Below are 20,966 nucleotides of genomic sequence, written 5' to 3'. Positions count from 1 at the left end.
ATGGCCCCGCTCATTTCACTCCGGGATGTCAGCAAGACCTATTTCAACGGCGACATCGCCGTCGAGGTCTTGCACCATATATCCCTCGATATCGAGGCCGGCGAGTTCGTCGCAATCATCGGCCAGTCCGGTTCCGGCAAGTCGACGCTGATGAACATTCTCGGCTGCCTCGACCAGCCGACCTCGGGCGACTACTTCATCGAAGGCGATAGCGTCTCCGGCTTCGACGGCGACGCGCTCGCGGCGCTGCGCCGCCGCACCTTCGGCTTCATCTTCCAGTCCTACAATCTGATCCCGACCGCAAGCGCCCGGGAGAATGTCGAGGTACCCGCCGTCTATGCCGGCGTTTCCGCCCGCGACCGGCACGATCGTGCCAAGGCGCTCCTGCAGTCGCTCAAGCTCGGCGAACGGCTCGATCATCGTCCGAACCAGCTTTCCGGTGGCCAGCAGCAGCGCGTCTCGATCGCCCGCGCCCTGATGAATGGAGGCCGCGTCATCCTTGCCGACGAGCCGACCGGCGCGCTCGACAGCCAGAGCGGCGAAGAGGTGATGCGCCTCCTTCGCGATATGAACGAAAACGGCCACACCGTCATCGTCATCACCCATTCGCGCGAGGTCGCCGCACAGGCCGACCGGCTGATCGAGATCAGCGATGGGCGGATCGTTGCCGACCGCTCCAAGAAGGGACGCAGCAATCCCGATGCAGCCGTCGGTCTCGCCCAAAGCACGCGTGAGGGCTTCGCGGCGATCGCGGACGTGTCGGAAGCGGTGAAGATGGCACTGCGGGCGCTGCGGGCAAACCTCTTTCGTACGATCCTGACGCTTCTCGGCATCGTCATCGGCGTCGGTTCGGTTGTCGCCATGCTCGCCATCGGCACCGGCGCGCAGAATTCGGTACTCGACCGCATCTCGTCGATGGGGTCGGATCTTCTCGTCGTCCGCCCCAGCATGGCGAATTTCCGCGGCAGCGCCGGCGGGACGAATGTTACCCTCGTGCCGGCAGATGCGGACGCGATCACGGAGCTTGCGAATGTCGCATTCGCCGTCCCGGAAATGACGAGCACCGTGACGCTTCGGCGCGGCAACATCGACTATCAGACGACCGCTAACGGAACGGTGCCGCAGTTCACGGAAGCGAAGTCCTGGAAGATCGGCCGCGGCGAGTTCATCAACCGGAACGACATGGAAACATACGCACCGGTCGCCGTGCTCGGCGAGACCGTCGTCAAGACGCTCTTCCCGGAGGGCTCCGACCCGATCGGTCAATACGTGCTCGTGAACAAAATTCCCTTCCAGGTGATCGGGGTGATGAGCGGGATGGGCGCCAGCGCCGGCGGCAACGATCAGGACGACGTGGTCCTCGTGCCGCTCACGACCGGCAGCATGCGCCTCTTCGGTCAGCGCAACATCCGCACGATCACCGTCAAGGTGCAGGATGCCGCGGCAATAGACCTGACCCAGGAGAGAATTCAGGCACTGCTCAACGAGCGCCACAGGAAGGAGGATACCCAGATCACCAACATGTCCTCCGTGCGCGAGGCCTTTACCGAGACTTCGAACACCATGAAGTTCTTCCTGGGATCGGTCGCAGCGATTTCGCTGCTCGTCGGCGGCATCGGCGTGATGAACATCATGCTCGTCAGCGTCAGCGAACGCACACGCGAGATCGGCGTGAGAATGGCGACCGGAGCGCGCGAGCGGGACATACTCGTGCAGTTCATCGTCGAGGCACTGGTCGTTTCCGCGATCGGCGGTGCGATCGGCGTCGTGGCGGGTCTATCGACCGGTTACGCCGCTAAAGCCTTCGGCATGCCCGTCAGCTTCACGCCCGGCCCCGTCGCGCTTGCGTTCGCCTGTGCATTTCTCACCGGCCTGCTCTTCGGCTATCTGCCGGCCAGAAATGCATCGCGCCTCCAGCCGGCGGTGGCCCTCGGCGCGGATTAGATCAATTCCACGCAGTAGCGGTTTTCCCGCCCTGCAAAAGCGCCCATTCAGTCGAAGTCAGATATTTTGCGCGCCTGCGATCAATTCCCAGCGCTTACCGTTCGACTGGGACTGTCGGGCGAAGTAATTATAAGGAGTGCGTGACCAATCTCTGACCGAGTTGGTCCTGTTGTCGAGCACAAGGTCGCCTTCGCTCGTGCGGACGGTGAGAACCGTGTGGCCCTCCCCGCGATAACGCGCAACCGTGAGTAGCAGAGCCGAGGCCGGCCACCCCCGTTTCAGAAGTTCCCGCTTCTTCAGAATTGCAAAGTCCTCGCAGTCTCCGTAAGCGGTCGGCACGCGCCAGTCATCGTCCTTGCCGACATTTGCGCGGTCGCTGCGTTCACGGATGCTTGCATTGACGGTGCTGTTGATCTGTTTGAGCTCGCTGATCTTTTCCGGGGCGAGAACGACGGCCTTCTTGCCGCCGCCAGTGTTACAGAGCCGCGGCTCGCGGGCGCAGAAGGATGCGAAGGCCGGCGGCGCGAAGGCCTTGCCGGCGGTCCTCATGGTTGTACCGGCATCGGCAGCCCCAGGGGCCGCGATCAGCAACAAAAAGACTGTCTGCGCAATGAAGCGTTTCACGAGGCGTTCTCCAACGGCGGGCATAAGTCCCCCGGTTCGCCGTAGAGACTAGCTAAGATAGATTAAGCCATGGTTGATAACCCGAAATGAGGCAGTGATATGGCCATCTACTAACAATTCGTAAGTTGACCACAGGTAATTTTAATTCAATTCTAAAAAGTATTTTTAAAGTTAATGTTTTTAGGAGTATAGAAATGAAAAGAATTAATAGATCGATATTTCGGACATTTTTCATACTATCCACGGCCACGATAGGAGCCGTAATCGTTACGACGGATGCGGATGCAGTACAGCGCCAGCGCATGACTGCCCGTCAGTGCAGTCCGCTTTCGGAAGACAACTTCGCGGCATGTTGCGTTGCAATAAACCGGTCGAAGATTCTCACCCCCGCGCAGATTAAGATGTGTCCGCCCCTGACGACGGCGACCATTGGTGCGGGCACCGGACGCCACGATCGCAGTGACTCCACTGCAAGCGGTCCGACGAGAGGCAGCGGCAAGAGCGGTGGCAACAAGGGCGGCGGCGCTGGCGGCGGCGGTGGTGGCGGCGGCGGCGGCGGCGGCGGCGGTGGTGGCGGCGGCGGTGGTGGCGGCGGCGGCGGCGGCGACAACGGCGGCGGTGGTGGTCAGGATCCCGGCAAGGGCGACCAGGATAATGGCAAAGGTGATCAGGACGGCGGTAAGGGCGGCCAGGATAACGGGAAGGGCGGCCAGGACGGCGGCAAGGGCGGCCAGGACAACGGGAAGGGCGGCCAGGACGGCGGCAAGGGCCACCAGGACAACGGGAAGGGCAACCAGGACGGCGGCAAGGGCAACCAGGACGGCGGCAAGGGTAACCAGGACGGCGGCAAGGGCCACCAGGACAACGACAAGGGTAACCAGGACGGCGGCAAGGGTAACCAGGACAACGACAAGGGTAACCAGGACGGCGGCAAGGGTAACCAGGACAACGACAAGGGTAACCAGGACGGCGGCAAGGGTAACCAGGACAACAATAAGGGCGATCAGGACGGCCAAGGCAAAGGCGGGAAGGACAAGGGCGATAAGTAAGCAGCCGCGGCCATGGCCGCGGTGACGGAAGTCCCTGGCATCAGCGAGAACAGCGATCGCGACCGTCGACGGCTTACGGCCGGACAGGGAAAGTGACAAGCCGGGGCGCTTGTCCAGCAACGTCGACGGTAACCCTTGAAGGGCGGCTCCCGCAGGTGCCGCCCTTCCCTTTTGGCAGCGGTGTCGTCAGAGCGGGATCAGGAAGAGTGTGTAAAACTGAAATGATTTGACCCGTGCAGCGACGACAACCTTTCACTAACCCCTGGTCCCGATAATGCCGCCGCAATCGAGGACCGAATCCCATGACCAAGGCAAATTCCAAAAGACGAAAGCGCAGCACGGCCCGCAAGAGCAGCCGGAGCGGTATGGGCCGCTGGTATCTGGCGGCAGCAGTCATCGTCGGCGGGATTGTGGCCTACGAGCACCGGGGGGAGTTAGGACATCTCCCCGGGGCATCGAAGGTGACGGCACTGCTCTCGCACGCCGAGAAACCGTCCGAGAAAAAAGCGCAGGCGAAGATGCCGGCCGAGAAGAAACCGCCAAAAAAGGTGGAACTGGCGACCATTCCGATCCCTTTCCGTCCGAAGGATCAGACCGGGTCGATAGCGCCGAAGTCCGCATTGATCCCGCCTGCACCCGTCGAACTACCGGTTAGGCAGTCTCTCGAACACACGAACCTGCGGCCGGCCGAGAGCGGCACCTTCTATTTCTGCGGCATCCGCCATGATAACTGCGTTCTCGACGGCGATACCTTCCTGTACCAGGGCCAGAGAATTCTCATCGCCGATATAGATGCGCCGGAAACGAAGCTCGCGAAATGCGACGAGGAACGGTCGCGCGGCTCTTATGCCAAGGCACGATTGCGAGAGTTGTTGAATTCGGGAAACTTCGCCCTCGTTGCATCCGAAGCCACCCTGGGCGACGAGCCCGGCAAGCGGCGGCTCGTCGTCAGGAACGGCAGATCCCTCGGAGACATCCTCATATCGGAAGGGCTCGCCAGAAAGCGAACCGGGCACCCACAGTCGTGGTGCGGCCAGTCCACCGCGCGCGTTTCCGGTTGAACCGTGTCGGCCACAGGACGCGGGATTGGAGTTCGCTACCCATAGCGACGGTGATCTGACAGAACCGCATCGATGACCCGCCGCGATTTTTCGATCTCCCGCCGATCGGTGCCCGGCATCTCGGCGGCAACGATCAGGGCCTTCCACAAGGTCCATCCACGGCCACGCGCCCAGGTCTCTTCGTCGAGCGGAAGGGCGTCCCGGAATGCGGCGCGGCTTGTTTCATCGAACATCGTCCAGGAGATCGACAGGTCGCAAGCCGGATCGCCGACGCCGGACGTGCCGAAATCGATCACGGCGCTCAACTGGCCGTTTTCGACCAGGAGGTTGCCGGAGGCGACATCGCCATGGAACCAGACGGGAGCATTGTTCCATGCGGAGCCAAGCGCCGCCTCCCACACCACACGTGCGGTGGCAACGTCGATCCTGCCCTCGAGCGCTTCGAGTGCCCGGCGCGTTTCGTGGTCGTAGACGGCCAAAGAGCCGCCTCGGAAGAAATTGTGTTGTCCGGGCGGCGGACCGCTTCGCGCGTCGATCCGTTGCAGCGCAGTCAGGAATTCACCGAGGGTCGTCGCAAAACTGCCGAGGTCGGCGATGGGCGCATGGGTCGCGGTCTCGCCCGGGAGCCATCGATAGACGGACCAATGCCACGGATAGCCCCTGCCCGGCCGCCCGATGGCCAAGGGCGCAGGAATACGCAACGGCAGGTACGGCGCAAGACGAGGCAGCCAATGCTGCTCCTTTTCCACTTGAAGCGCGTAATGGGCGGCGCTCGGCAACCGCACGTTCATATCGTCGCCCAGGTGAAAGGTCCTGTTGTCCCACCCTCCGAACTCGACCGGTCTTATCGGCAGGTCCGCCCATTGCGGAAACTGCTCGGAAATCAACTGTTCGACGAGAGCTGTACTGATTTCGGGCGTTTCGGCGGAAGACATCGAATGTCCGCTTCCCTGATCACGGTGATTGGTAGACTGCCGGGAGGAGCAGGATCGCTTCGATGGCTCAATGAGACGGCGGAACGATCCGGCTGAACCGAATTAAGATCATGAAACGTGACGGTTTCCAAGTTCCGCCCGGAACCTGCGCTCAGGCATCGACCTGCAACAGCCCGAGAACCCGCGTTACGGCGGACGGGATAGGGCCGATGACGGGCACATCGAATAGCGGCTGCAGCTGTTCGGCCGCCTGTCCGAGCGGGCCGCCGCCGATGATGACTGCCTCCGCCCCATCCAGGTCGACGGAGGCGCGAACTGCATGCCAGAGTGAGGACCGCAGGCGCTCCTCGTCTCGGGATACGGCGAGCGGATCGCCGGGCGTGCAGCGGATGCCGGAGTAGAGATGGGAAAGCCCCAGATGCCGTGCCCGCTCTGCGATCGCATCCGCGAGGTCGGGCGTCGTGGTTGCAACGCCGAACCGTCGTCCATCCCGCGAAGCCTCCAGCATCGAAGCTTCGCAGATGCCCACGACGGGAATGCCGACACGCTCCCGAAGCAGGGCAAGGCCGGGATCGCCAAAGGCGCTGACGATGATCCCGAGGCAGCCCGGCTCGTGCCTGGTGCCGATTTCCACCACCTCGTCGGCGGCGGCTGCCAGTTCGTCCGGCTTCAGGATCATCCGGGGACTGCGCCTGGCCGTGGCGCTTGCCACGGCCAGGCGTCCATTCGCAGCCTTGTGCGCGATGGAGGCCATCATCTCGCTCGTCGCCTGCGAGCTGTTCGGGTTGATCAGCAGAAGATGGAAGTTCACGTTCTGAGCTCCGCGACGACTGGCCCCTGCTGCGCCGCCTTCGGCTGATCGGCCTCCGCCGGCAGCGAGAGATCCTCCATCGATCGGCCGTAGGTTTCCGGGCCAAGCTGGATGCAGAATGCGAAGACCGCATACATTCCCGCAGCAAGCCCGAAGACGCCGATCATTCCGTAGCTGTCGAACAGCATGCCGGAAATCGTCGGCACGAACGAGCCGGCCGCCGATCCCGTTGCCAGAATGAGGGCCACCCCGAAGGCGCGAATTCTCGTCGGGAACAGTTCCGGCGCATAGATCCAGATCGACGTGTTGAGCAGCAGGACGAAGAACTGGAAGATGGCTCCGAACAGGAGAACGAGATAGATATTGGTGCCGAGAGCGACGATCGACACCGCCGCAAGGCAGGCGAGCGCCGCACCCACGGTCAGCACCTTCTTGCGCGGCAGATAGTAGCCGAACATCGAAGCGGCGATCGCACCGAGGACGCTGCCGCTCTGGATGATCATGCTGTAGAGCAGGCTGCCGGAGAGCGTATAGCCCATCGACACGAAGATGACGGGCATCAGCGTCAAGACCGACAATTGCGCGCCATAGCTCATGAGAATGGCGATCGCTACCGGTATGGTCCGCCCGATGAAGGGGGCTCGGAAGAGCTCCCGCCAGTCGCTCTTCTCGGTTGCCTCGTCCGTCATATGATCTGTCGTCAGGTATTCCTGCACCACGAGATTGCGCGGTTTCAATGAGCCTGAGGCCAGGATGGACAGTACCTTGTTCGCCTCGCCGATCCTGTTCTTCGAGGCGAGGAACCGCGGCGTCTCCGGTACAAAGCGGCGATAGAAGACGACCAGAAGCGCCGGCAGCGCCAGTGACGCAAATAGCCAGCGCCAGCTGTTCTCTCCCGGGAAAAGCGTAAATATCAGCAGGCCGAATGCCGGCGCCAGGAAGTTGCCGAACCCGCCGGCGCCGACATTCACGAGACCCGCCGCCGTGCCGCGAAACTTCGGCGAGCAGAATTCCGAGAGCATCGTCACCGCCGTCGAGATTTCGCCGCCGACGCCGAAGCCGACGATCGCGCGGGCAAAACAAAGCATGGTGAAGTTCGGCGCCATCGCGCAGGCCGCCGAGCCGATGGTGAAGAGCAGGAGATTGACGGTCAGCATCACCCGCCGGCCGTAGCGGTCGCCGAGAATGCCTGACAGCAGTCGCCCGACCGCGGCGCTGCCGAAGGTGATCGTGTTGAGAAACCCGATATCCGTGCCGGTAAGACCCCAGTGCTCCTTGAGAATGGGGCCGGCGACGCCGATCGTGTTCTGTTCGAAGCTGTCGAACAGGCAACCGATCAGGACGAGGGCGAGAATCTGCTTGTGCGCGCCGGTAACGCCGATTTTGGTGAAAGCCGATTCCAGTTGTCGAATGACCGGCGAACTCCCGCCGGTCGGCACCATATTTTCCGCTGCCATTGTTGTTCCCCTTGTGGTTGAACGAGCGTGAAAACTTAGTTTCTCTATCATACATAAAGAAACTGCAGTTTCATAGCCCCGAATCCACGGGGGGCGACGGAGAGGAATTCCTGCCCTTTCCGCAGGCTTGGCCTCCACGAACAAGGCGTTCCGGCAGGGGCCTATCGATGGCGAGCTTCGTGCGCCAAGCCGTTGCGATCCGTACTGCGCGGGCTTACAGCTCTTCCAGCGTGTCGTTCAGTACCTCGATACCGCGCAGCCGGTTCCGGCCGGCAACGCCTGCGGTCTCGATGCAGCGTGTGGTCAGGAGATGGCAGAGCGCCATCACCGACACATGGTTGAAAAGCGGCCCCGGCGCCAGGGTCTGGCAACGGAAGTGCCAAGCCGCACCGCTCAGGAGAGGCACGCCTTCATCGGTGATGTAGAGCAACTTCGCCTTGGTTCTTTCCACCTGCGCCATGAGTTGCTCCATCAGAGCGACGCGGCGCCGCAGGCCGAAGAGAACGACGACGTCGTCGGACGCGATGCTGACCAGATGCTCGCCGAGCGTCTGCCCGCCTCCGGGAATGGCAGCGATGTTTTCGATCACCTGCGTGAGCTGCCATTGCAGATAGGTCGCAAAGGAATGGCTGGCGCGAAAGCCGATGACCCACACCTTGCGGGCCTCCAGGATGGCCGTGGCAGCCGCATCGATCTCAGCCTCGCCGATCGCAAGGAACGTGGCTTCGAGATTGGCGACGCCCTGTGCGACATGCGCTGCGACCGATTGCCGGCCGTCGGCATCGGTGGCGGTTGCCAGGAAAAGGCGCGACCCGGTCTGCTTGTCCGCGCGCGCGTGCCGCCGCGCTTCCTCGTAGTTTTCGTAGCCGAGGCGCTGAACGAAGCGCGATACGGTCGCTTTCGACACATGGGCCAAAGCCGCCAGCTCCTGCGCGGAATAGCTCGCTATCTCCCCCGGAAAATCACAGAGGAAATCGCCAAGCCGCCGCTCGGCCGGGTGCAACTCGGGTAGAATTTCGCGGACACGAGCGAGGAAGGAACGTTCTTTGGCGGCCATTGGCACTCCCATGAAACTGTCGTTTCACGGGACTGTCCGATTTTCGTCCGGCCTTGGCAATAGATGGAAGATCCGCCCCGCGGTCACCTCTCCTCCCGAAGCGTATCCTTCTGCGTTATCAGTCGGGCGCTATGCTGGCCGCTCAGATATGTCCATAGCCAGCTCCAGGCCACGGCAAAGCGGCTGCGGGTACCGATCAGGAAATAGATGTGGGCAATGCCCCAGATCCACCAGGCAAGCGAGCCCTTGAGCTTGATCCGGCCGAAATCGATGATCGCCGCGCGCCTGCCGATGGTGGCCAGGCTTCCCTGGTGCCGGTAGCGGAACGACCCCGGAGCCGGAGAGCCCGTGAAGCGGCCACGGATCACCTGGGCGACGTAGGCCCCCTGCTGCTTGGCCGCGGGCGCGATGCCGGGCACCGGCTTGCCGTCTTCCTGGATGACGGATGCCGTATCGCCGATGACGAAGATGTCCGGATGACCCGGCGCGGTCAGATCGGGCCCGACCTTAACGCGGCCGGCGCGGTCCACGTCGGCGCCGATCCATTTGGCGGCGGGCGAGGCCTGGACCCCGGCCGCCCAGACGAGCGTCCGGCTCGCGACGAAGCTCTCGCCTATCGTGACCCCCTCCTCGGTACAGTCGGTCACCGGCGTGCCCGTCAGCACCTCGACGCCAAGCTTCTCCAGTTCGCGGGAAGCATAGGCGGAAAGCTCCTCGCTGAAGGCGGGAAGAATGCGCGGGCCGGCTTCGACGAGCACCACGCGGGCCAGACGCGTATCGATCCGGCGGAACTCGCCGGGCAGCGTTCTATGGGCCATTTCGGCAATGATGCCCGCAAGCTCGACCCCGGTCGGTCCTGCGCCGATGATCGTGAAGGTCAGCAGTGCGTCGCGCCTGGCGGGGTCCTCCTCCACCTCCGCCTGCTCGAAGGCGATGAGCACGCGGCGGCGAATGGTCGTCGCATCCTCCAGGGTCTTGAGCCCAGGCGCGACCGCCGCCCATTCGTCATGGCCGAAATAGGCGTGCGTTGCGCCGGTCGCCAGGACCAAGGTGTCGTAGGGGATCGATTGCCCATGCACGAGCGTCACTTCCTTCGCAGTCGTATCGACGCCCCCTACCTCGCCGAGCAGTGTCGTCACCTCCTGTCGGTCGCGGTAGAGCCGGCGGATCGGCCATGCGATCTCGGAGGTTGCGAGCACCGTGGTCGCCACCTGGTAAAGCAGCGGCTGGAAAAGGTGATGATTGCGCCGGTCGATCAGCGTGACCCTGACCGGCGCACCCTTGAGGTCGTTGACGAGTTGCAGCCCGCCGAAACCTCCGCCGACCACGACGACATGATGTCTTTCCTGCATGGTCTTCCGTCCTGTTCCTCATCCGCTCACATCGAGCTGGCAACACTGTTGAACTCCACACGCGGGAGCGCAAGCCGTTGCCCGGCATGGCTGCATTGCATCCGCGAATGGTCTTCGCCGGACGTTTCGGCGGCCTACTCCGCATAGCCGACGGGCACTGCGGTACCACTTTTCAGGACTTCCATCGAAATCGACGCGGAAACGTCGAAAAGCTCCACCTTCCGCACGATCTGCTTGTAGACGACGTCGTAGTGTTCGACCCGCGGCAGAACCACCTTGACGATGTAATCGTAATTGCCGGTCAGCCGGTGCGCCTCGACGATCTCCGGAATGTCGCTGATCGCCCTGCGGAACTTTTCGATCCAGTCGTCGGAATGATGCGCCGTCTTGATCAGCGCAAAAACCGTGGTCGGCACGCCCATCCTTTCCCGGTCGAGTACGACGATGCGCCGGGTGACATAGCCGGCCTCCTCCAGCCGCTGAATGCGCCGCGAGCAGGCGGAAAGCGAAAGACTCACCCTCTCGGCAAGGTCGCCCATGGCGACGCTCGCATCCTGCTGCAGAAGCATGAGCAGCTTCCGGTCTCTCTCGTCAAGCACGCTCCGACTCCTTGCTCTTGCCATAGAGTGCGCCGAAATTTTTCGCGGCATTCGGATTCGGGCGCAAATGGCTTGCTAAAATCTGGCCAAGCGCCGATCAAAGCAAACACATGCAACCGGGCCCGCACGATAATCTAGCAATGGAACGGGGAACGTGGCGAAGCGTTCCCGACGGCCAAAGGGCAGCAGCAGGAACGACGATGGAAATGCGGAAAATCGGCCTCATCGGCGGCATGAGCTTCGAAAGCTCGGCAGTCTATTACCGCTTGGTCAACGAGGCCGTGCGCAAGCGACGCGGCAAATTACATTCGGCGGAAGTGCTTCTGCATTCCGTCGACTTCCAGGGGATTGTGGACCTGCAGAGAGCCGGCCATTGGGACGACGCCGCCCTGCTTCTCTCCGATGTCGCCCGCGGGCTCGTCGCCGGCGGCGCGGACTGCATCCTGATCTGCAGCAATACCATGCACATCATTGCCGACGCGGTGCGTGCCTCCGTCGACGTCCCGTTGATCAACATCATCGACGAAACGGCCTTGCGCCTGAAGGCCGCCGGCAGCCGCAAGCCCCTGTTGCTCGCCACACGCTACACCATGGAACACGGCTTCTATGCCGAGCGCATGAACACACATGATATCGACCTGATGGTACCCGATGCGGATGGCCGGACACTCACTCACAACGTGATCTTCGACGAGCTCTGCGCCGGCCAGGTGCTGAACGTCTCGCACTCGGCAATGATCGGGCTCGTCGAGAAAGCAAAGGCGGAGGGTGCGGACGCCGTCATTCTCGGCTGCACCGAAATCTGCCTGCTTCTCGATCCGGCCGAATTGCCGCTCCCGGGCTTCGATTCCACCGCCATCCATGCGGAGGCGGCGGTCGAATTCTCGCTTGGCGACCGGCAGTAAGCTGCACCGCCGAAAGGCGCTGATATAGCAGGCCCACCGCAGCACCGAGAGCAATACCGATCGCATGAGTGTGGCGATGCCACAGGCCTGTGGCGACAATCCGCCTATGGCGTGTCGTCGTACTCCGCCCGCGCCTGCCGGATAGCCTGGTGGTTCTCCAGCGACCAGTCGACGAAGACCCTTAGCACGTCAAGAAACGAGCGCCCGAGATCCGTGAGGCCGTATTCCACGCTCGGGGGCTGCGTCGGGTAAACGGTACGGCGCAGATAACCGTCACGCTGCAGATCGCGTAGCGTCTGGGTCAGCATCCGCTGTGAAATGTCCGGGATGAGCCGCCTGAGCTGCGAGAAGCGCAAAGGACCGTCGGCGAGCGATAGAATCATCAGCGAGTTCCACTTACCGCCGATATTGTCCATCACGTCCCGCACCGGACAATTGTCGATGTCCATAGGCATGCCGCAGACGACTGCCACCCGCTCGCCCTTCAACGTGCCCGACGCCCTGGTCATGTCGGTACCCTTTCCGTAACCACGGCAGAAAAAACTGCCTCCTTTACAGCTCTTAGCAGATCACGGGATAAGAGCAACTCTCAAAAAGAGACCAGCTTTCGGGATGAGCTCATGTCGACAGGACATGCTGAACAACGCGCTGGAGTGGAAACGAAAGGAAAAACATGTCTGGAAGACTGCTCGTAACCGGCGCCGCCGGACAGTTCGGCAAACTCGTGCTCGATGCGCTCCTGACCTCCGGCAAGACGAAGCCGGCCGATATTACCGCCACCAGCCGGGACATCGCCAAACTGGCGGACTACGCAGCGAAGGGCGTCGAGACCCGTGCCGCCGACTTCGACGATCCGGCCTCGCTCGAGCGGGCCTTCGCCGGCGCCGACCGCATACTCATCATTTCGACGGATGTTCTCGACGAACCAGGCAAGCGTCTGAAGCAGCACCTTGCCGCCGTCGAAGCGGCCAGGAAGGCGGCGGTGAAGCACATCCTCTATACGTCGATGCCGCAGCCGGAAACCTCGGTGATCCCTTTCGCGTCCGATCATCTCGGCACCGAAGAAGCCATCAAGGCGACGGGAATTCCCTACACGATCCTGCGTAACGCCTGGTACATGGAAAACCTCCTCCTGTCGCTCCCGCACGCACTCGCGGCAGGACAATGGTTCTCCTCCGCCGGCGATGGCCGTATTTCCCACATCGGGCGCCGTGATCTTGCCGCCGCCGCCGCTTCCGCTCTCCAGTCAAGCTCGACCGAAAGCCGCACTTACACCCTGACCGGACCGCAGGCCCTCACAACCGGCGAGATCGCCGACCTTGTTGCCAAGGCCACCGGCAAGACGCTCGAGGTCGTCCATGTCACTGACGAGGCATTGGCTGGCGGTCTCAAGAATGCGGGTCTGCCGGACTTCTTCGTCCCGATCCTCGTCTCCTTCGACGCCAATGCCCGCAAAGGACATTTCGACATCGTGACCGACGACACCGCCGGGCTTACCGGAAGGCCCCCCATCGACCTCGCCTCCTTTCTGGAGGCGAATAAGTCAGCACTCGTCCACTGATCATGAGGAAGCGGGAGGCCTGGCATACGGCCGGGCCTCGTTTAAAGCGGGAGCAGGAAGAATACGCAGCTTTCCGGTAGGAATTGCGATCCGGCTAATCGAGGGTGGAGGTCGGCGTTCAGCGCAAGGCGGTCTCGCTCGAACTCTGCGGCGCGGACGCTGCGGCCCGGCGAGCTACCCTGCCCTCCTCGGCCTTGTAGAAATATTGGCTCGCCACCAACCAGCCCTTTAACGGCCTCAACGGCGGAATACAGGTCAGGAACATGAACGGCCCGGTGACCAGGAGATGGACCCAAAGGGGTGCGCTGTATTGTACCTCCAGCCACACGCCGAGAAACACGCTCGGCACGCAGGCAAAGCAGATCACGAAGAAAGCAGGACCGTCCGCGGGATCGGCGAAGGAATAGTCCAGGCCGCAGACTTCGCATCCTTGCCTGAGCTTCAGGAAACCATCGAACAAATGTCCCTGGCCGCAACGGGGGCAGCGACCTCGTAATCCCGTATGCAGCGGCGACAGAGGCGGCCACTCATGATCCGACATCGTTCTTCCTTTCAGTCTTCTGCATGCCCCGGCAAACCCGCAAGCCTGCGAGACGTTCCCGTCGACCAGGCACCGGCCGCTTCGGCGATCCCCAAAAGATGACATACAAACCATACAAGAACAATAAATTGTATGCATACGGGGGCGCGGCAATTCCACGCAGTACCTTCGCACGGGAGTATCACCGCTAAACGATGAGGTTTCGGGCCGCCGGCGACTGAGCGAGGAGACCGGCGATGACCTCCAGGCTGTGCCGCAGTTCATCGCGTGTCCGCGCAGACCCCAGACCGAGCCGGACGGCTTCCGGTGGGTCGGAGATCGCGAAGGCATCGCTGGCGACGACGCCGATCCCCGCCGTTCGCAGCTGCGCCGTGAACTCGCCGCGATTCCAACGGGGGGGCAGCTTCAGCCAGAGATGAAACCCCTCGCGATCGGTGAGAAGATCGGCGTCCTCGAGGCTCTTGATCGCGATCTGCTGGCGCGCGCCGGCTTCCGTGCGGATCGCTCCCAGAACCGCTTGCGCCGTTCCTTCCTCCAGCCAGCGCGTGGCGATAGCCGCCGAAAGCGGTGACGTCATGCCGACTGTCGCTCGGATCGCGCCTTCGAGGCGGACTGCCGCCGATCGATCGGGCGCGACGAGATAGGCGATGCGGAGCGCCGGCGAGAGGCACTTGGCAAGCCCCGCTATATAAAAGACGAGGTCCGGCGCGAGCGCGGCCAGTGGCGGAACGGGGTTTGCGGGCAAGGCGCCGTAGGCGTCGTCCTCGATCACGGCCACGCCGTAACGGCGTGCAATCGCCACGATCGCCTCGCGGCGCTCGAGCGGAAGCGTCGCGGTCGTGGGATTGTGAAGGGTCGGATTGCAGTAAAGCGCCTTCGGCTTGTGCCGGGCGCACGCCTCCTCGAACGCGTCGGGCAATATCCCGTTTCGGTCGATCCGGACGCTCACGAGCTCGATACCCATATGCGCCGCCAGTGAGCGGAGGCCGGGATAGGTGAGCGCCTCGGCGCAGATCCTGTCGCCCTTCGTCGCCAGCACCCCGACGCTCGCAAGCAGAGCCCCTTGCGCTCCTGTGCAGACGACCAAGCGGTCGGCTCGAAGGTCGCCGAGCCGCGGCTTGAGCCAGGCTGCACCGGCAGCCCTGTCCCGCTCCGTGCCGCCGACGGGCTGATAGCGCATCAGCAGTTCGGGATCACGCTGGTCGAGAGGCGCAACATCCGTCCACATTCTCTCCGACAGGGCGGGGTCGTCGAAGAGCGGCGGCAGGTTCATGCTCATGTCGACGAGACCGCCCAGCAGGCCGCCCGCCAGACCGCCCGAGGAGGGACGTGCGGCGCTCCGGCGCCGAGCCGTGACGTAGGTACCCTGCCCCACGCGACCCTCGACCAAACCGCGCCGGCGCGCTTCGTTGTAGGCGCGGCTGACGGTTGTAAAGTCGATGCCGAGCGCGGCCGCCAGCGCGCGCTGCGGCGGCAGGCGCACTCCACCCTCAAGTCGACCCGCCGCGATGTCCGCGGCGATCTCGTCGGCAATTGCGAGATACAGCGGTCCTCGCGCTTGACCGAGCGCCGGCATCCAGGAAACCTCCACGCGATCCACGTCCCTCGTAGCCTTTCGAGTCTTACAATGTATGGATATTGCATGGACGGAGTTTGGCGCGCAAGATCGTCCTGGTAGACAGAGCTGGAGCGCGCGGCTTTCCGGCGATACGACTAACCGGGCCTGAGCCGGCGATTGGTGTCGCTCGGCATGAGATCCTTAAACATCCTCGGCACGATGGTCATCGCACCGTAGACGCTGAGGTGGTCGTCGTCGGAATATAAGGGAATGCCGTTCTTCTCGACAGCGCAGACCGGATTACAGAGGAGCGGCACTGCACTGACGCGCTGTACGCCCAGGTCCTCGTCGGCAATGGCCAGGACCGAATTGGCCTTCGCGCTGCGTGCATCGACTGCCTGCCGCGTTGGCGGAGGCGGCAGGTCGGCGTCGATGAGGCGGTGCAGCCCCAACGCGTGCGGAACAGACCAGCCGATCTCCGGTATCCCATCCACGATGACGACGCGCCGGCCGGTGTCGCGGATCTCCCGAACCGTCCTCAAAAACTCGCTCTTGAAAATCGCGTAGTTTCCGGCGGTGCCAAGGCTCGCCTCCTCGAAATCCAGACGGTCGAGGATTGCGGGGCGTCCCGTCTCCCCGGGATATCGTTTACCGTTCGCTGCGAGCGGCCAACGTGCGCTGAGGACGACGATCGGAAAATCATCGCTTTGTTCCAGCATCGCCATGATGGCCGCGTTGAAGGCGACGCAATCTCCGCTGTGTTTCTGATCCACCCGCTGCACGCCGAGGATCGGCGGGCATGCGCCCTTGAAGGCGACCGCGCCGCCTCGTTTCCGGCCGTCCATCAGGAAATCGAGGCCCGACAAAAGCGCCCCTGCATGGGAGTCACCCCATAGGAGCACGTCGTTCCTCCGATCCGAGGGCGAACTTGCTTCGCCTTCGATGCGGCACAGTCCGTCCTTAGGCAGCTTGCCGTCACACCGCCCGCGGCGCGCGTCGATATCGCGACTGCCGGCATAGGCAAGTCGGACATCCTGCGGAAGGCGTTCCGGAAAACCCTCCCGCAGGTCTACGACTGCTGAAACGACCGAGAGGACGGCAGCGCCGGCGAGCGCGGAGGCGAAAATGCGTTGCCGCGAAATTCCAATCGGCGGCCGACGACGGAAGGGCCTTTCGACCAGACGCCAGCTCGCGAAGGCACAGGCGAAGGAAAGGCCTATCGCAAGCGAAGCCTGCGCGTAAGGAAGGTCCAGCGTACCGAGGGTCAAACGAAAATAAACGATGATCGGCCAGTGCCAAAGGTAGAGCGAATAGGAGACGAGGCCGATCGCCACCGGCACCGGGCTGGACAGAATGCGCGCTACGGCCGTCTGCCGTTGCTCGCCCGACCAGAGCAACGCCAGGGCTCCGAAGCATGGCAGCGCGGCGGCAATGCCTGGAAATGGCGTCGCGGCGCTATAGAGCGCGACGGCGATGAAGATTGCCGCGATCCCCGACAGCGCGATCGCCTCGACCAGATACGCGTTCCGGCAGGCCGGAAACACGCCGAGCGCCAGCAGCACACCGAGCCCAAGTTCCCAGGCCCGTGTCGGAGCAAAATAGAAACTCTCCTGCGGATAGGGACCCGTCGCCCAGACGGAAAGCAGGAAGGAGAAGATACAGAGACCGACAAGCGCACCGAGAACGGCCCTGCGCGGCCTCCCGTAGAGCCACCAGAGGAGCAGCGGCAGGACGATGTAGAACTGCTCTTCGACAGCCAGCGACCAGGTATGAAGCAGGGGTTCCAGATCCGCACTTGGAGCGAAGTAGTCGGAAGTGGAGAACCAGAACCAGACGTTCGAGGCGAACATCATTGTCGCCAGTGCCGAACGCGCAAGGCCGACCAGCATGTCCGGCAGAAGGAGAAGCACACCGGCAGCAAGGCACGTCGCCACGACGACGAAGAGCGCCGGCAATATTCGGCGGGCACGCCGCTCGTAAAACGTAGCAAGCGAAAAGCGACCTTCGGCCAGATCCTTATGGAGTATTCCCGTGATCAGAAACCCCGATATCACGAAAAAGATATCGACGCCCACGAACCCGCCGGAAAAACCCGGAATGCCGGCATGATACAAAACTACCGGCAGGATCGCGATCGCTCGCAGCCCGTCAATATCCTTTCGGTACTCCATCTGAGCAATCCTCGAGCACCTGCAATAAATTTATTCGAAATAACTTGATCGATAACGCTGTAGTGTGACCTCTATAATACAAGTGGAGCCCGAACTGAACTCAATTACGTTGATCCGTCGCTTTTTTTTGGCCTCAGCTGCCCGCAGTCGGCGCGCGCAGCTTCACATCAAAAGAGGTACGCGCGAAAATCCCTCGTCAAAGCGACACGCAACAAGAGGCGCGCCGAGCTACTAATCCGTCGCCCTAAGCCGTCTCGCCACAGGAGCGGCGGAAGCGTCGTACGGTCTCGGCCATTCCGTATTCGAGCGCATCGGCCGTCAGCCCGTGTCCGATCGAAACCTCGGCGAGTTCGGGAATGCGTTTGACGAGCAATGGCAGGTTGGCGACGGTCAGGTCGTGGCCGGCATTGACGGCCAGACCAAGGCCGATCGCGATCTCCGCGGTGCGGCCCAGCTCGATCGCGATCCGCTCCGCCTTTTCCGGATCGTCGTAACAGCCGCCATAGGGTCCGGTATAGAGCTCTATACGGTCGGCCCCGGTCTCCTTGGCAAGCTTCAGCGCCTCCGGGTCGGGAACGCCGTCGGCAAACAGCGAAACGCGGAAACCTCTCTTTTTCAGCCGCCCGACGACGTTGCCGAGCAGGTTATGGCTCTTGCGAAAATCCCAGCCGTGATCGGAGGTTGCCTGTGCCGGATCGTCCGGCACCAATGTCACCTGCTCGGGTTCGTGCCGCTCGACCAGTTCGAGGAACGCCTCGTTCGGAAAGCCCTCCATGTTGAATTCCGCAGCCGGAAACTCGTCGTCGATCAGGTCGCGGATCGGCTGGAGATCGGAAAAGCGGATATGCCGCTGGTCCGGGCGCGGGTGGACGGTCAGTCCGCTCGCTCCCGCCTGCAAGGCGGTGCGGCCGAGGCCGGTCACAGACGGCCAGGGGAGATCGCGCCGGTTGCGCAGCATGGCAATGGCATTGAGATTTACGGAGAGCTTTGCAGGCATATCGGAACTTTCGGACGAAACGCCCCAATTGAACGAGGGGCCGAATGATGGCTACGCTGCTGTTCTACCGCAGTTTTCAGGAAACCGAAATCGCTCTTTGCCCGGCCCCGTCACAGGACGCCTCTTTGACAGCGATCAGATAGGTTGATATCAACGTTACCGCCGATGATTGATTGATGCCGCAGCAACCGGAGGAGAGTGATCATGACGATGCAGACCACCGCTACGGAACTGGCAGCGCGTAACCGCGCCCGCTTTCCCAACGAAAGTCCCGACTACCGCCGGGCGCGTAACGCGCTTCTCGCCGAGGAGATCGAATTGAGGCGCCACATCGAGCGGGTGTCGGAGCTGCGCAGGCGATTGCCGCCGGGCGGCGAAGTGACCAAGACCTACCGTTTCGAGAGTGAGAGCGGAACCGTCACACTTGCCGATCTCTTCGGCGACAAGGATACCCTCATCATCTACAGCTATATGTTCGGGCCGCAGCGCGAAAGACCCTGCCCCATGTGCACCTCCCTGATGGCCGGCTGGGAGGGCAAGGTGCCCGATATCGAGCAACGCGTGGCACTCGCCATGGTCGCCCGTTCGCCCGTGGAGAGACTGCTCGCCGCAAAGAAGGCCCGCGGCTGGACGCAATTGAAGGTTTATTCCGATAGCGACGGCGCCTTCACCCGAGACTATGTCAGTGCCGAGGATGAGGACGTTCCGGGCTATACCGTCTTCACGCGGAGAGACGGAAAGATCCGGCACTTCTGGAGTGCGGAGATCAGCGGCGAGATGGCCGATCCGGGCCAGGATCCGCGCGGCGCACCCGATCCCGACCCGTTATGGACCCTGCTCGACACCACGCCAGAGGGACGAGGTGCCGACTGGTACCCGAAACTCGAATATAGCAGCGGCCAGTGATCGCGCCGTTTTAGGCGCCCTCGCCTGCCCGTCCATAGAGGACCGTGCAGGCGACGGCCTTGCGCGCCCGCCAATCCACGCATTTCTGCTGCGGAGCCCGAAACGCGGACTTTTTGACGCGCGGCCTGACAACCACCATCTTTGGGCCTAAGTTTCGAATCAGGCTAAGGTTGCTTATGTTCTAAAACAATTTGAGCCGCATCTTTTATTGGAGCCATCGATGACGCCAGCCGAAAGGCCATGCAATGAGACGATCCGGCGAGCGCTCGCCCGGATTCTCGATAGCAAGGGCTTTCAACGCTCCGAGCGGCTGCGCGCGTTTCTCGCCTATGTGGTGGAAAAGGAGATCCTCGGTGAAGGCGCCCAGTTGAAGGGCTATTCGATTGCCATCGATGTTTTCGGACGCAGCCAGACATTCAATGCGGACAGCGATCCGCTTGTCCGCGTCCATGCCGGCAAGCTGCGCAAGCTGCTAAAGACCTTTTACGAAACGGACGGCGCAGACGAAGAATGGCAGATCGCCATGCCGAAGGGGACCTATGTGCCGGAGTATCGCCGGCGGTCGTCCAGTGTGCCTGTGTCTTCAGGTCACGATACCGCAGGCACCCGCAGCCGGCAGTCCGGGCGCAGGCCGCCCTGGCAGCCCGCCCCCTTCTCCTCTCCCTGGGCCGTGCTCACGGTGCTGCCGCTTCTCCTTTTCGTTCCTCTGCCGGCGTCGGAAATGTCGCTCGAGATCGATGCCGAGGCCAAGCTCGTCAATGGTCCTATGGCCGCCGTCAGGGGCCTTCCCTCTGTCAGCATCAGCGTGACCGGCCCGCAGCACAAGAGCACCCGACGGTTTGCCGCGCAGTTGCGCGAGGCGGCGCTTCGTCACGGAACGCTCGGGCAGGCAACCGCGTCCGACGGCGGCCGTGCGTCGGTTTCGGGCAATCAGGCGCTTGCATTCTCCATAGCGCTCACCTGGTATGATGCGCCTGCGGCCGGCATCCGGGTCACGCTTTCCCATGACGGCGAAGGCATCCCCCTGCGCCAGGACTTCATTACAGCGGACCGGCTCGATAGCGAGGCCGACATTCTCTACGAAAGCACCTCGCTTGCGGCACAGCTTTTTGCCCTGGACGGCGAAATCTATGCCCATGCCGCACTGGAAGGCCTGCAAAGCACGCTGATGCGATGCATGTCGGCGACCGCTCAGTACCGCAAGCTGCTGACGCGCGAGAGCTTCCAGGAGGCGTGGAACTGTCAGCAGAAACTAAAGCCGCTCAAGGGCGACGAGCCCTTCTTCATCCTCTCGGTCAGCAGTCCGCACAAGATCAAGGGTCACTGAACTCTTCACAGGGCGTTCTTCATCCGGTGGGACGCCGCTGAGCGGGAATATGACCCGGCATAATCACGGCCCACATCATATGTTGCCATTGGTGATCGGTGGTCAACTGGC

Annotated in this window: 19 protein-coding genes; 7 read left to right on the top strand and 12 right to left on the bottom strand. The window is 62.6% G+C overall.

What is annotated here, in order from left to right; all coding sequences use genetic code 11:
- Complete coding sequence (locus tag ACFHWW_RS11175) at positions 1-1,944, top strand: MacB family efflux pump subunit (RefSeq protein WP_379938212.1); 1,944 nt, start codon at positions 1-3, stop codon at positions 1,942-1,944.
- Between the two features lie 57 nt (positions 1,945-2,001).
- Here the strand turns inward: ACFHWW_RS11175 and ACFHWW_RS11170 are convergent, their stop codons facing one another.
- Positions 2,002-2,592, bottom strand: coding sequence for a transglutaminase-like cysteine peptidase (locus ACFHWW_RS11170; protein WP_100675112.1), 591 nt, complete (start codon positions 2,590-2,592; stop codon positions 2,002-2,004).
- A 377-nt stretch (positions 2,593-2,969) separates the two neighbouring features.
- Here ACFHWW_RS11170 and ACFHWW_RS11165 point away from each other — a divergent pair, with 377 nt between their 5' ends.
- On the top strand, positions 2,970-3,617 hold the full coding sequence (locus tag ACFHWW_RS11165; protein ID WP_379938211.1) for a hypothetical protein: 648 nt from the start codon (positions 2,970-2,972) through the stop codon (positions 3,615-3,617).
- A gap of 302 nt (positions 3,618-3,919) precedes the next feature.
- Positions 3,920-4,678: a thermonuclease family protein gene (locus ACFHWW_RS11160; protein WP_324761964.1), complete on the top strand. Its 759-nt coding sequence runs from the start codon at positions 3,920-3,922 to the stop codon at positions 4,676-4,678.
- A 35-nt stretch (positions 4,679-4,713) separates the two neighbouring features.
- Here the strand turns inward: ACFHWW_RS11160 and ACFHWW_RS11155 are convergent, their stop codons facing one another.
- The 6 genes from ACFHWW_RS11155 to ACFHWW_RS11130 all read right to left on the bottom strand — a co-directional run bounded on the left by ACFHWW_RS11155 (position 4,714) and on the right by ACFHWW_RS11130 (position 10,889).
- Positions 4,714-5,613, bottom strand: coding sequence for an aminoglycoside phosphotransferase family protein (locus ACFHWW_RS11155; protein ID WP_379938210.1), 900 nt, complete (start codon positions 5,611-5,613; stop codon positions 4,714-4,716).
- Between the two features lie 151 nt (positions 5,614-5,764).
- On the bottom strand, positions 5,765-6,424 hold the full coding sequence (locus ACFHWW_RS11150) for an aspartate/glutamate racemase family protein (protein WP_338283943.1): 660 nt from the start codon (positions 6,422-6,424) through the stop codon (positions 5,765-5,767).
- Positions 6,421-7,881, bottom strand: coding sequence for an MFS transporter (locus tag ACFHWW_RS11145; protein WP_018095362.1), 1,461 nt, complete (start codon positions 7,879-7,881; stop codon positions 6,421-6,423). Before ACFHWW_RS11145 ends, ACFHWW_RS11150 begins: the two co-directional genes overlap by 4 nt.
- A 214-nt stretch (positions 7,882-8,095) precedes the next feature.
- On the bottom strand, positions 8,096-8,938 hold the full coding sequence (locus tag ACFHWW_RS11140; protein ID WP_379938209.1) for a MurR/RpiR family transcriptional regulator: 843 nt from the start codon (positions 8,936-8,938) through the stop codon (positions 8,096-8,098).
- 83 nt (positions 8,939-9,021) lie between these two features.
- Positions 9,022-10,290 (bottom strand): NAD(P)/FAD-dependent oxidoreductase, encoded by a 1,269-nt coding sequence (locus ACFHWW_RS11135; protein ID WP_379938208.1) that lies wholly within the window; start codon positions 10,288-10,290, stop codon positions 9,022-9,024.
- A 134-nt stretch (positions 10,291-10,424) separates the two neighbouring features.
- Positions 10,425-10,889 (bottom strand): Lrp/AsnC family transcriptional regulator, encoded by a 465-nt coding sequence (locus ACFHWW_RS11130; protein WP_003533799.1) that lies wholly within the window; start codon positions 10,887-10,889, stop codon positions 10,425-10,427.
- Positions 10,890-11,089: 200 nt separating this feature from the next.
- On the opposite strand from ACFHWW_RS11130, the gene ACFHWW_RS11125 reads away from it, so the two are divergent.
- Positions 11,090-11,794 carry an aspartate/glutamate racemase family protein gene (locus tag ACFHWW_RS11125; protein ID WP_324761968.1) on the top strand — a complete coding sequence of 235 codons (705 nt, stop codon included), beginning with the start codon at positions 11,090-11,092 and terminating at the stop codon, positions 11,792-11,794.
- Between the two features lie 104 nt (positions 11,795-11,898).
- Here ACFHWW_RS11125 and ACFHWW_RS11120 read toward each other — a convergent pair whose 3' ends face one another.
- Positions 11,899-12,303, bottom strand: a complete 405-nt coding sequence (locus ACFHWW_RS11120; protein ID WP_324761969.1) for a helix-turn-helix domain-containing protein — start codon at positions 12,301-12,303, stop codon at positions 11,899-11,901.
- 164 nt (positions 12,304-12,467) lie between these two features.
- Between ACFHWW_RS11120 and ACFHWW_RS11115 the strand changes: the two genes are divergently transcribed.
- Entirely contained in the window at positions 12,468-13,355 is an 888-nt protein-coding gene (locus ACFHWW_RS11115) for an SDR family oxidoreductase (RefSeq protein ID WP_379938207.1), read from the top strand.
- 118 nt (positions 13,356-13,473) lie between these two features.
- Here the strand turns inward: ACFHWW_RS11115 and ACFHWW_RS11110 are convergent, their stop codons facing one another.
- The 4 genes from ACFHWW_RS11110 to ACFHWW_RS11095 form a co-directional block, all read right to left on the bottom strand.
- Positions 13,474-13,896: a DUF983 domain-containing protein gene (locus tag ACFHWW_RS11110; protein WP_018095368.1), complete on the bottom strand. Its 423-nt coding sequence runs from the start codon at positions 13,894-13,896 to the stop codon at positions 13,474-13,476.
- Positions 13,897-14,083: 187 nt separating this feature from the next.
- On the bottom strand, positions 14,084-15,472 hold the full coding sequence (locus ACFHWW_RS11105; RefSeq protein ID WP_379938206.1) for a PLP-dependent aminotransferase family protein: 1,389 nt from the start codon (positions 15,470-15,472) through the stop codon (positions 14,084-14,086).
- Between the two features lie 137 nt (positions 15,473-15,609).
- Positions 15,610-17,625, bottom strand: a complete 2,016-nt coding sequence (locus tag ACFHWW_RS11100; RefSeq protein ID WP_379938205.1) for an acyltransferase family protein — start codon at positions 17,623-17,625, stop codon at positions 15,610-15,612.
- A gap of 244 nt (positions 17,626-17,869) precedes the next feature.
- Positions 17,870-18,622, bottom strand: coding sequence for a pyridoxine 5'-phosphate synthase (locus tag ACFHWW_RS11095; RefSeq protein ID WP_379938204.1), 753 nt, complete (start codon positions 18,620-18,622; stop codon positions 17,870-17,872).
- A 204-nt stretch (positions 18,623-18,826) separates the two neighbouring features.
- Between ACFHWW_RS11095 and ACFHWW_RS11090 the strand changes: the two genes are divergently transcribed.
- Positions 18,827-19,528 (top strand): DUF899 family protein, encoded by a 702-nt coding sequence (locus ACFHWW_RS11090; protein ID WP_100671632.1) that lies wholly within the window; start codon positions 18,827-18,829, stop codon positions 19,526-19,528.
- Positions 19,529-19,748: 220 nt separating this feature from the next.
- Positions 19,749-20,855 (top strand): hypothetical protein, encoded by a 1,107-nt coding sequence (locus tag ACFHWW_RS11085; RefSeq protein ID WP_379938203.1) that lies wholly within the window; start codon positions 19,749-19,751, stop codon positions 20,853-20,855.
- The last annotated feature ends 111 nt before the right edge of the window (positions 20,856-20,966 follow it).

The organism is Sinorhizobium sp. P24N7 (assembly GCF_042436655.1).
GTDB classification, from domain to species: Bacteria; Pseudomonadota; Alphaproteobacteria; order Rhizobiales; family Rhizobiaceae; genus Sinorhizobium; species Sinorhizobium meliloti_A.
Note: the sequence above shows the minus strand (reverse complement) of the source record. Positions and strands in the feature narration are given on the sequence as shown.

Bases quoted from the DNA above. Each gene is read 5' to 3' on its own strand.
- ACFHWW_RS11175 (WP_379938212.1), top strand. From the start codon at position 1: ATGGCCCCGCTCATTTCACTCCGGGATGTCAGCAAGACCTATTTCAAC.
- ACFHWW_RS11170 (WP_100675112.1), bottom strand. From the start codon at position 2,592: ATGCCCGCCGTTGGAGAACGCCTCGTGAAACGCTTCATTGCGCAGACA.
- ACFHWW_RS11165 (WP_379938211.1), top strand. From the start codon at position 2,970: ATGTGTCCGCCCCTGACGACGGCGACCATTGGTGCGGGCACCGGACGC.
- ACFHWW_RS11160 (WP_324761964.1), top strand. From the start codon at position 3,920: ATGACCAAGGCAAATTCCAAAAGACGAAAGCGCAGCACGGCCCGCAAG.
- ACFHWW_RS11155 (WP_379938210.1), bottom strand. From the start codon at position 5,613: ATGTCTTCCGCCGAAACGCCCGAAATCAGTACAGCTCTCGTCGAACAG.
- ACFHWW_RS11145 (WP_018095362.1), bottom strand. From the start codon at position 7,881: ATGGCAGCGGAAAATATGGTGCCGACCGGCGGGAGTTCGCCGGTCATT.
- ACFHWW_RS11140 (WP_379938209.1), bottom strand. From the start codon at position 8,938: ATGGCCGCCAAAGAACGTTCCTTCCTCGCTCGTGTCCGCGAAATTCTA.
- ACFHWW_RS11135 (WP_379938208.1), bottom strand. From the start codon at position 10,290: ATGCAGGAAAGACATCATGTCGTCGTGGTCGGCGGAGGTTTCGGCGGG.
- ACFHWW_RS11125 (WP_324761968.1), top strand. From the start codon at position 11,090: ATGGAAATGCGGAAAATCGGCCTCATCGGCGGCATGAGCTTCGAAAGC.
- ACFHWW_RS11120 (WP_324761969.1), bottom strand. From the start codon at position 12,303: ATGACCAGGGCGTCGGGCACGTTGAAGGGCGAGCGGGTGGCAGTCGTC.
- ACFHWW_RS11115 (WP_379938207.1), top strand. From the start codon at position 12,468: ATGTCTGGAAGACTGCTCGTAACCGGCGCCGCCGGACAGTTCGGCAAA.
- ACFHWW_RS11110 (WP_018095368.1), bottom strand. From the start codon at position 13,896: ATGTCGGATCATGAGTGGCCGCCTCTGTCGCCGCTGCATACGGGATTA.
- ACFHWW_RS11105 (WP_379938206.1), bottom strand. From the start codon at position 15,472: ATGCCGGCGCTCGGTCAAGCGCGAGGACCGCTGTATCTCGCAATTGCC.
- ACFHWW_RS11100 (WP_379938205.1), bottom strand. From the start codon at position 17,625: ATGGAGTACCGAAAGGATATTGACGGGCTGCGAGCGATCGCGATCCTG.
- ACFHWW_RS11095 (WP_379938204.1), bottom strand. From the start codon at position 18,622: ATGCCTGCAAAGCTCTCCGTAAATCTCAATGCCATTGCCATGCTGCGC.
- ACFHWW_RS11090 (WP_100671632.1), top strand. From the start codon at position 18,827: ATGACGATGCAGACCACCGCTACGGAACTGGCAGCGCGTAACCGCGCC.
- ACFHWW_RS11085 (WP_379938203.1), top strand. From the start codon at position 19,749: ATGACGCCAGCCGAAAGGCCATGCAATGAGACGATCCGGCGAGCGCTC.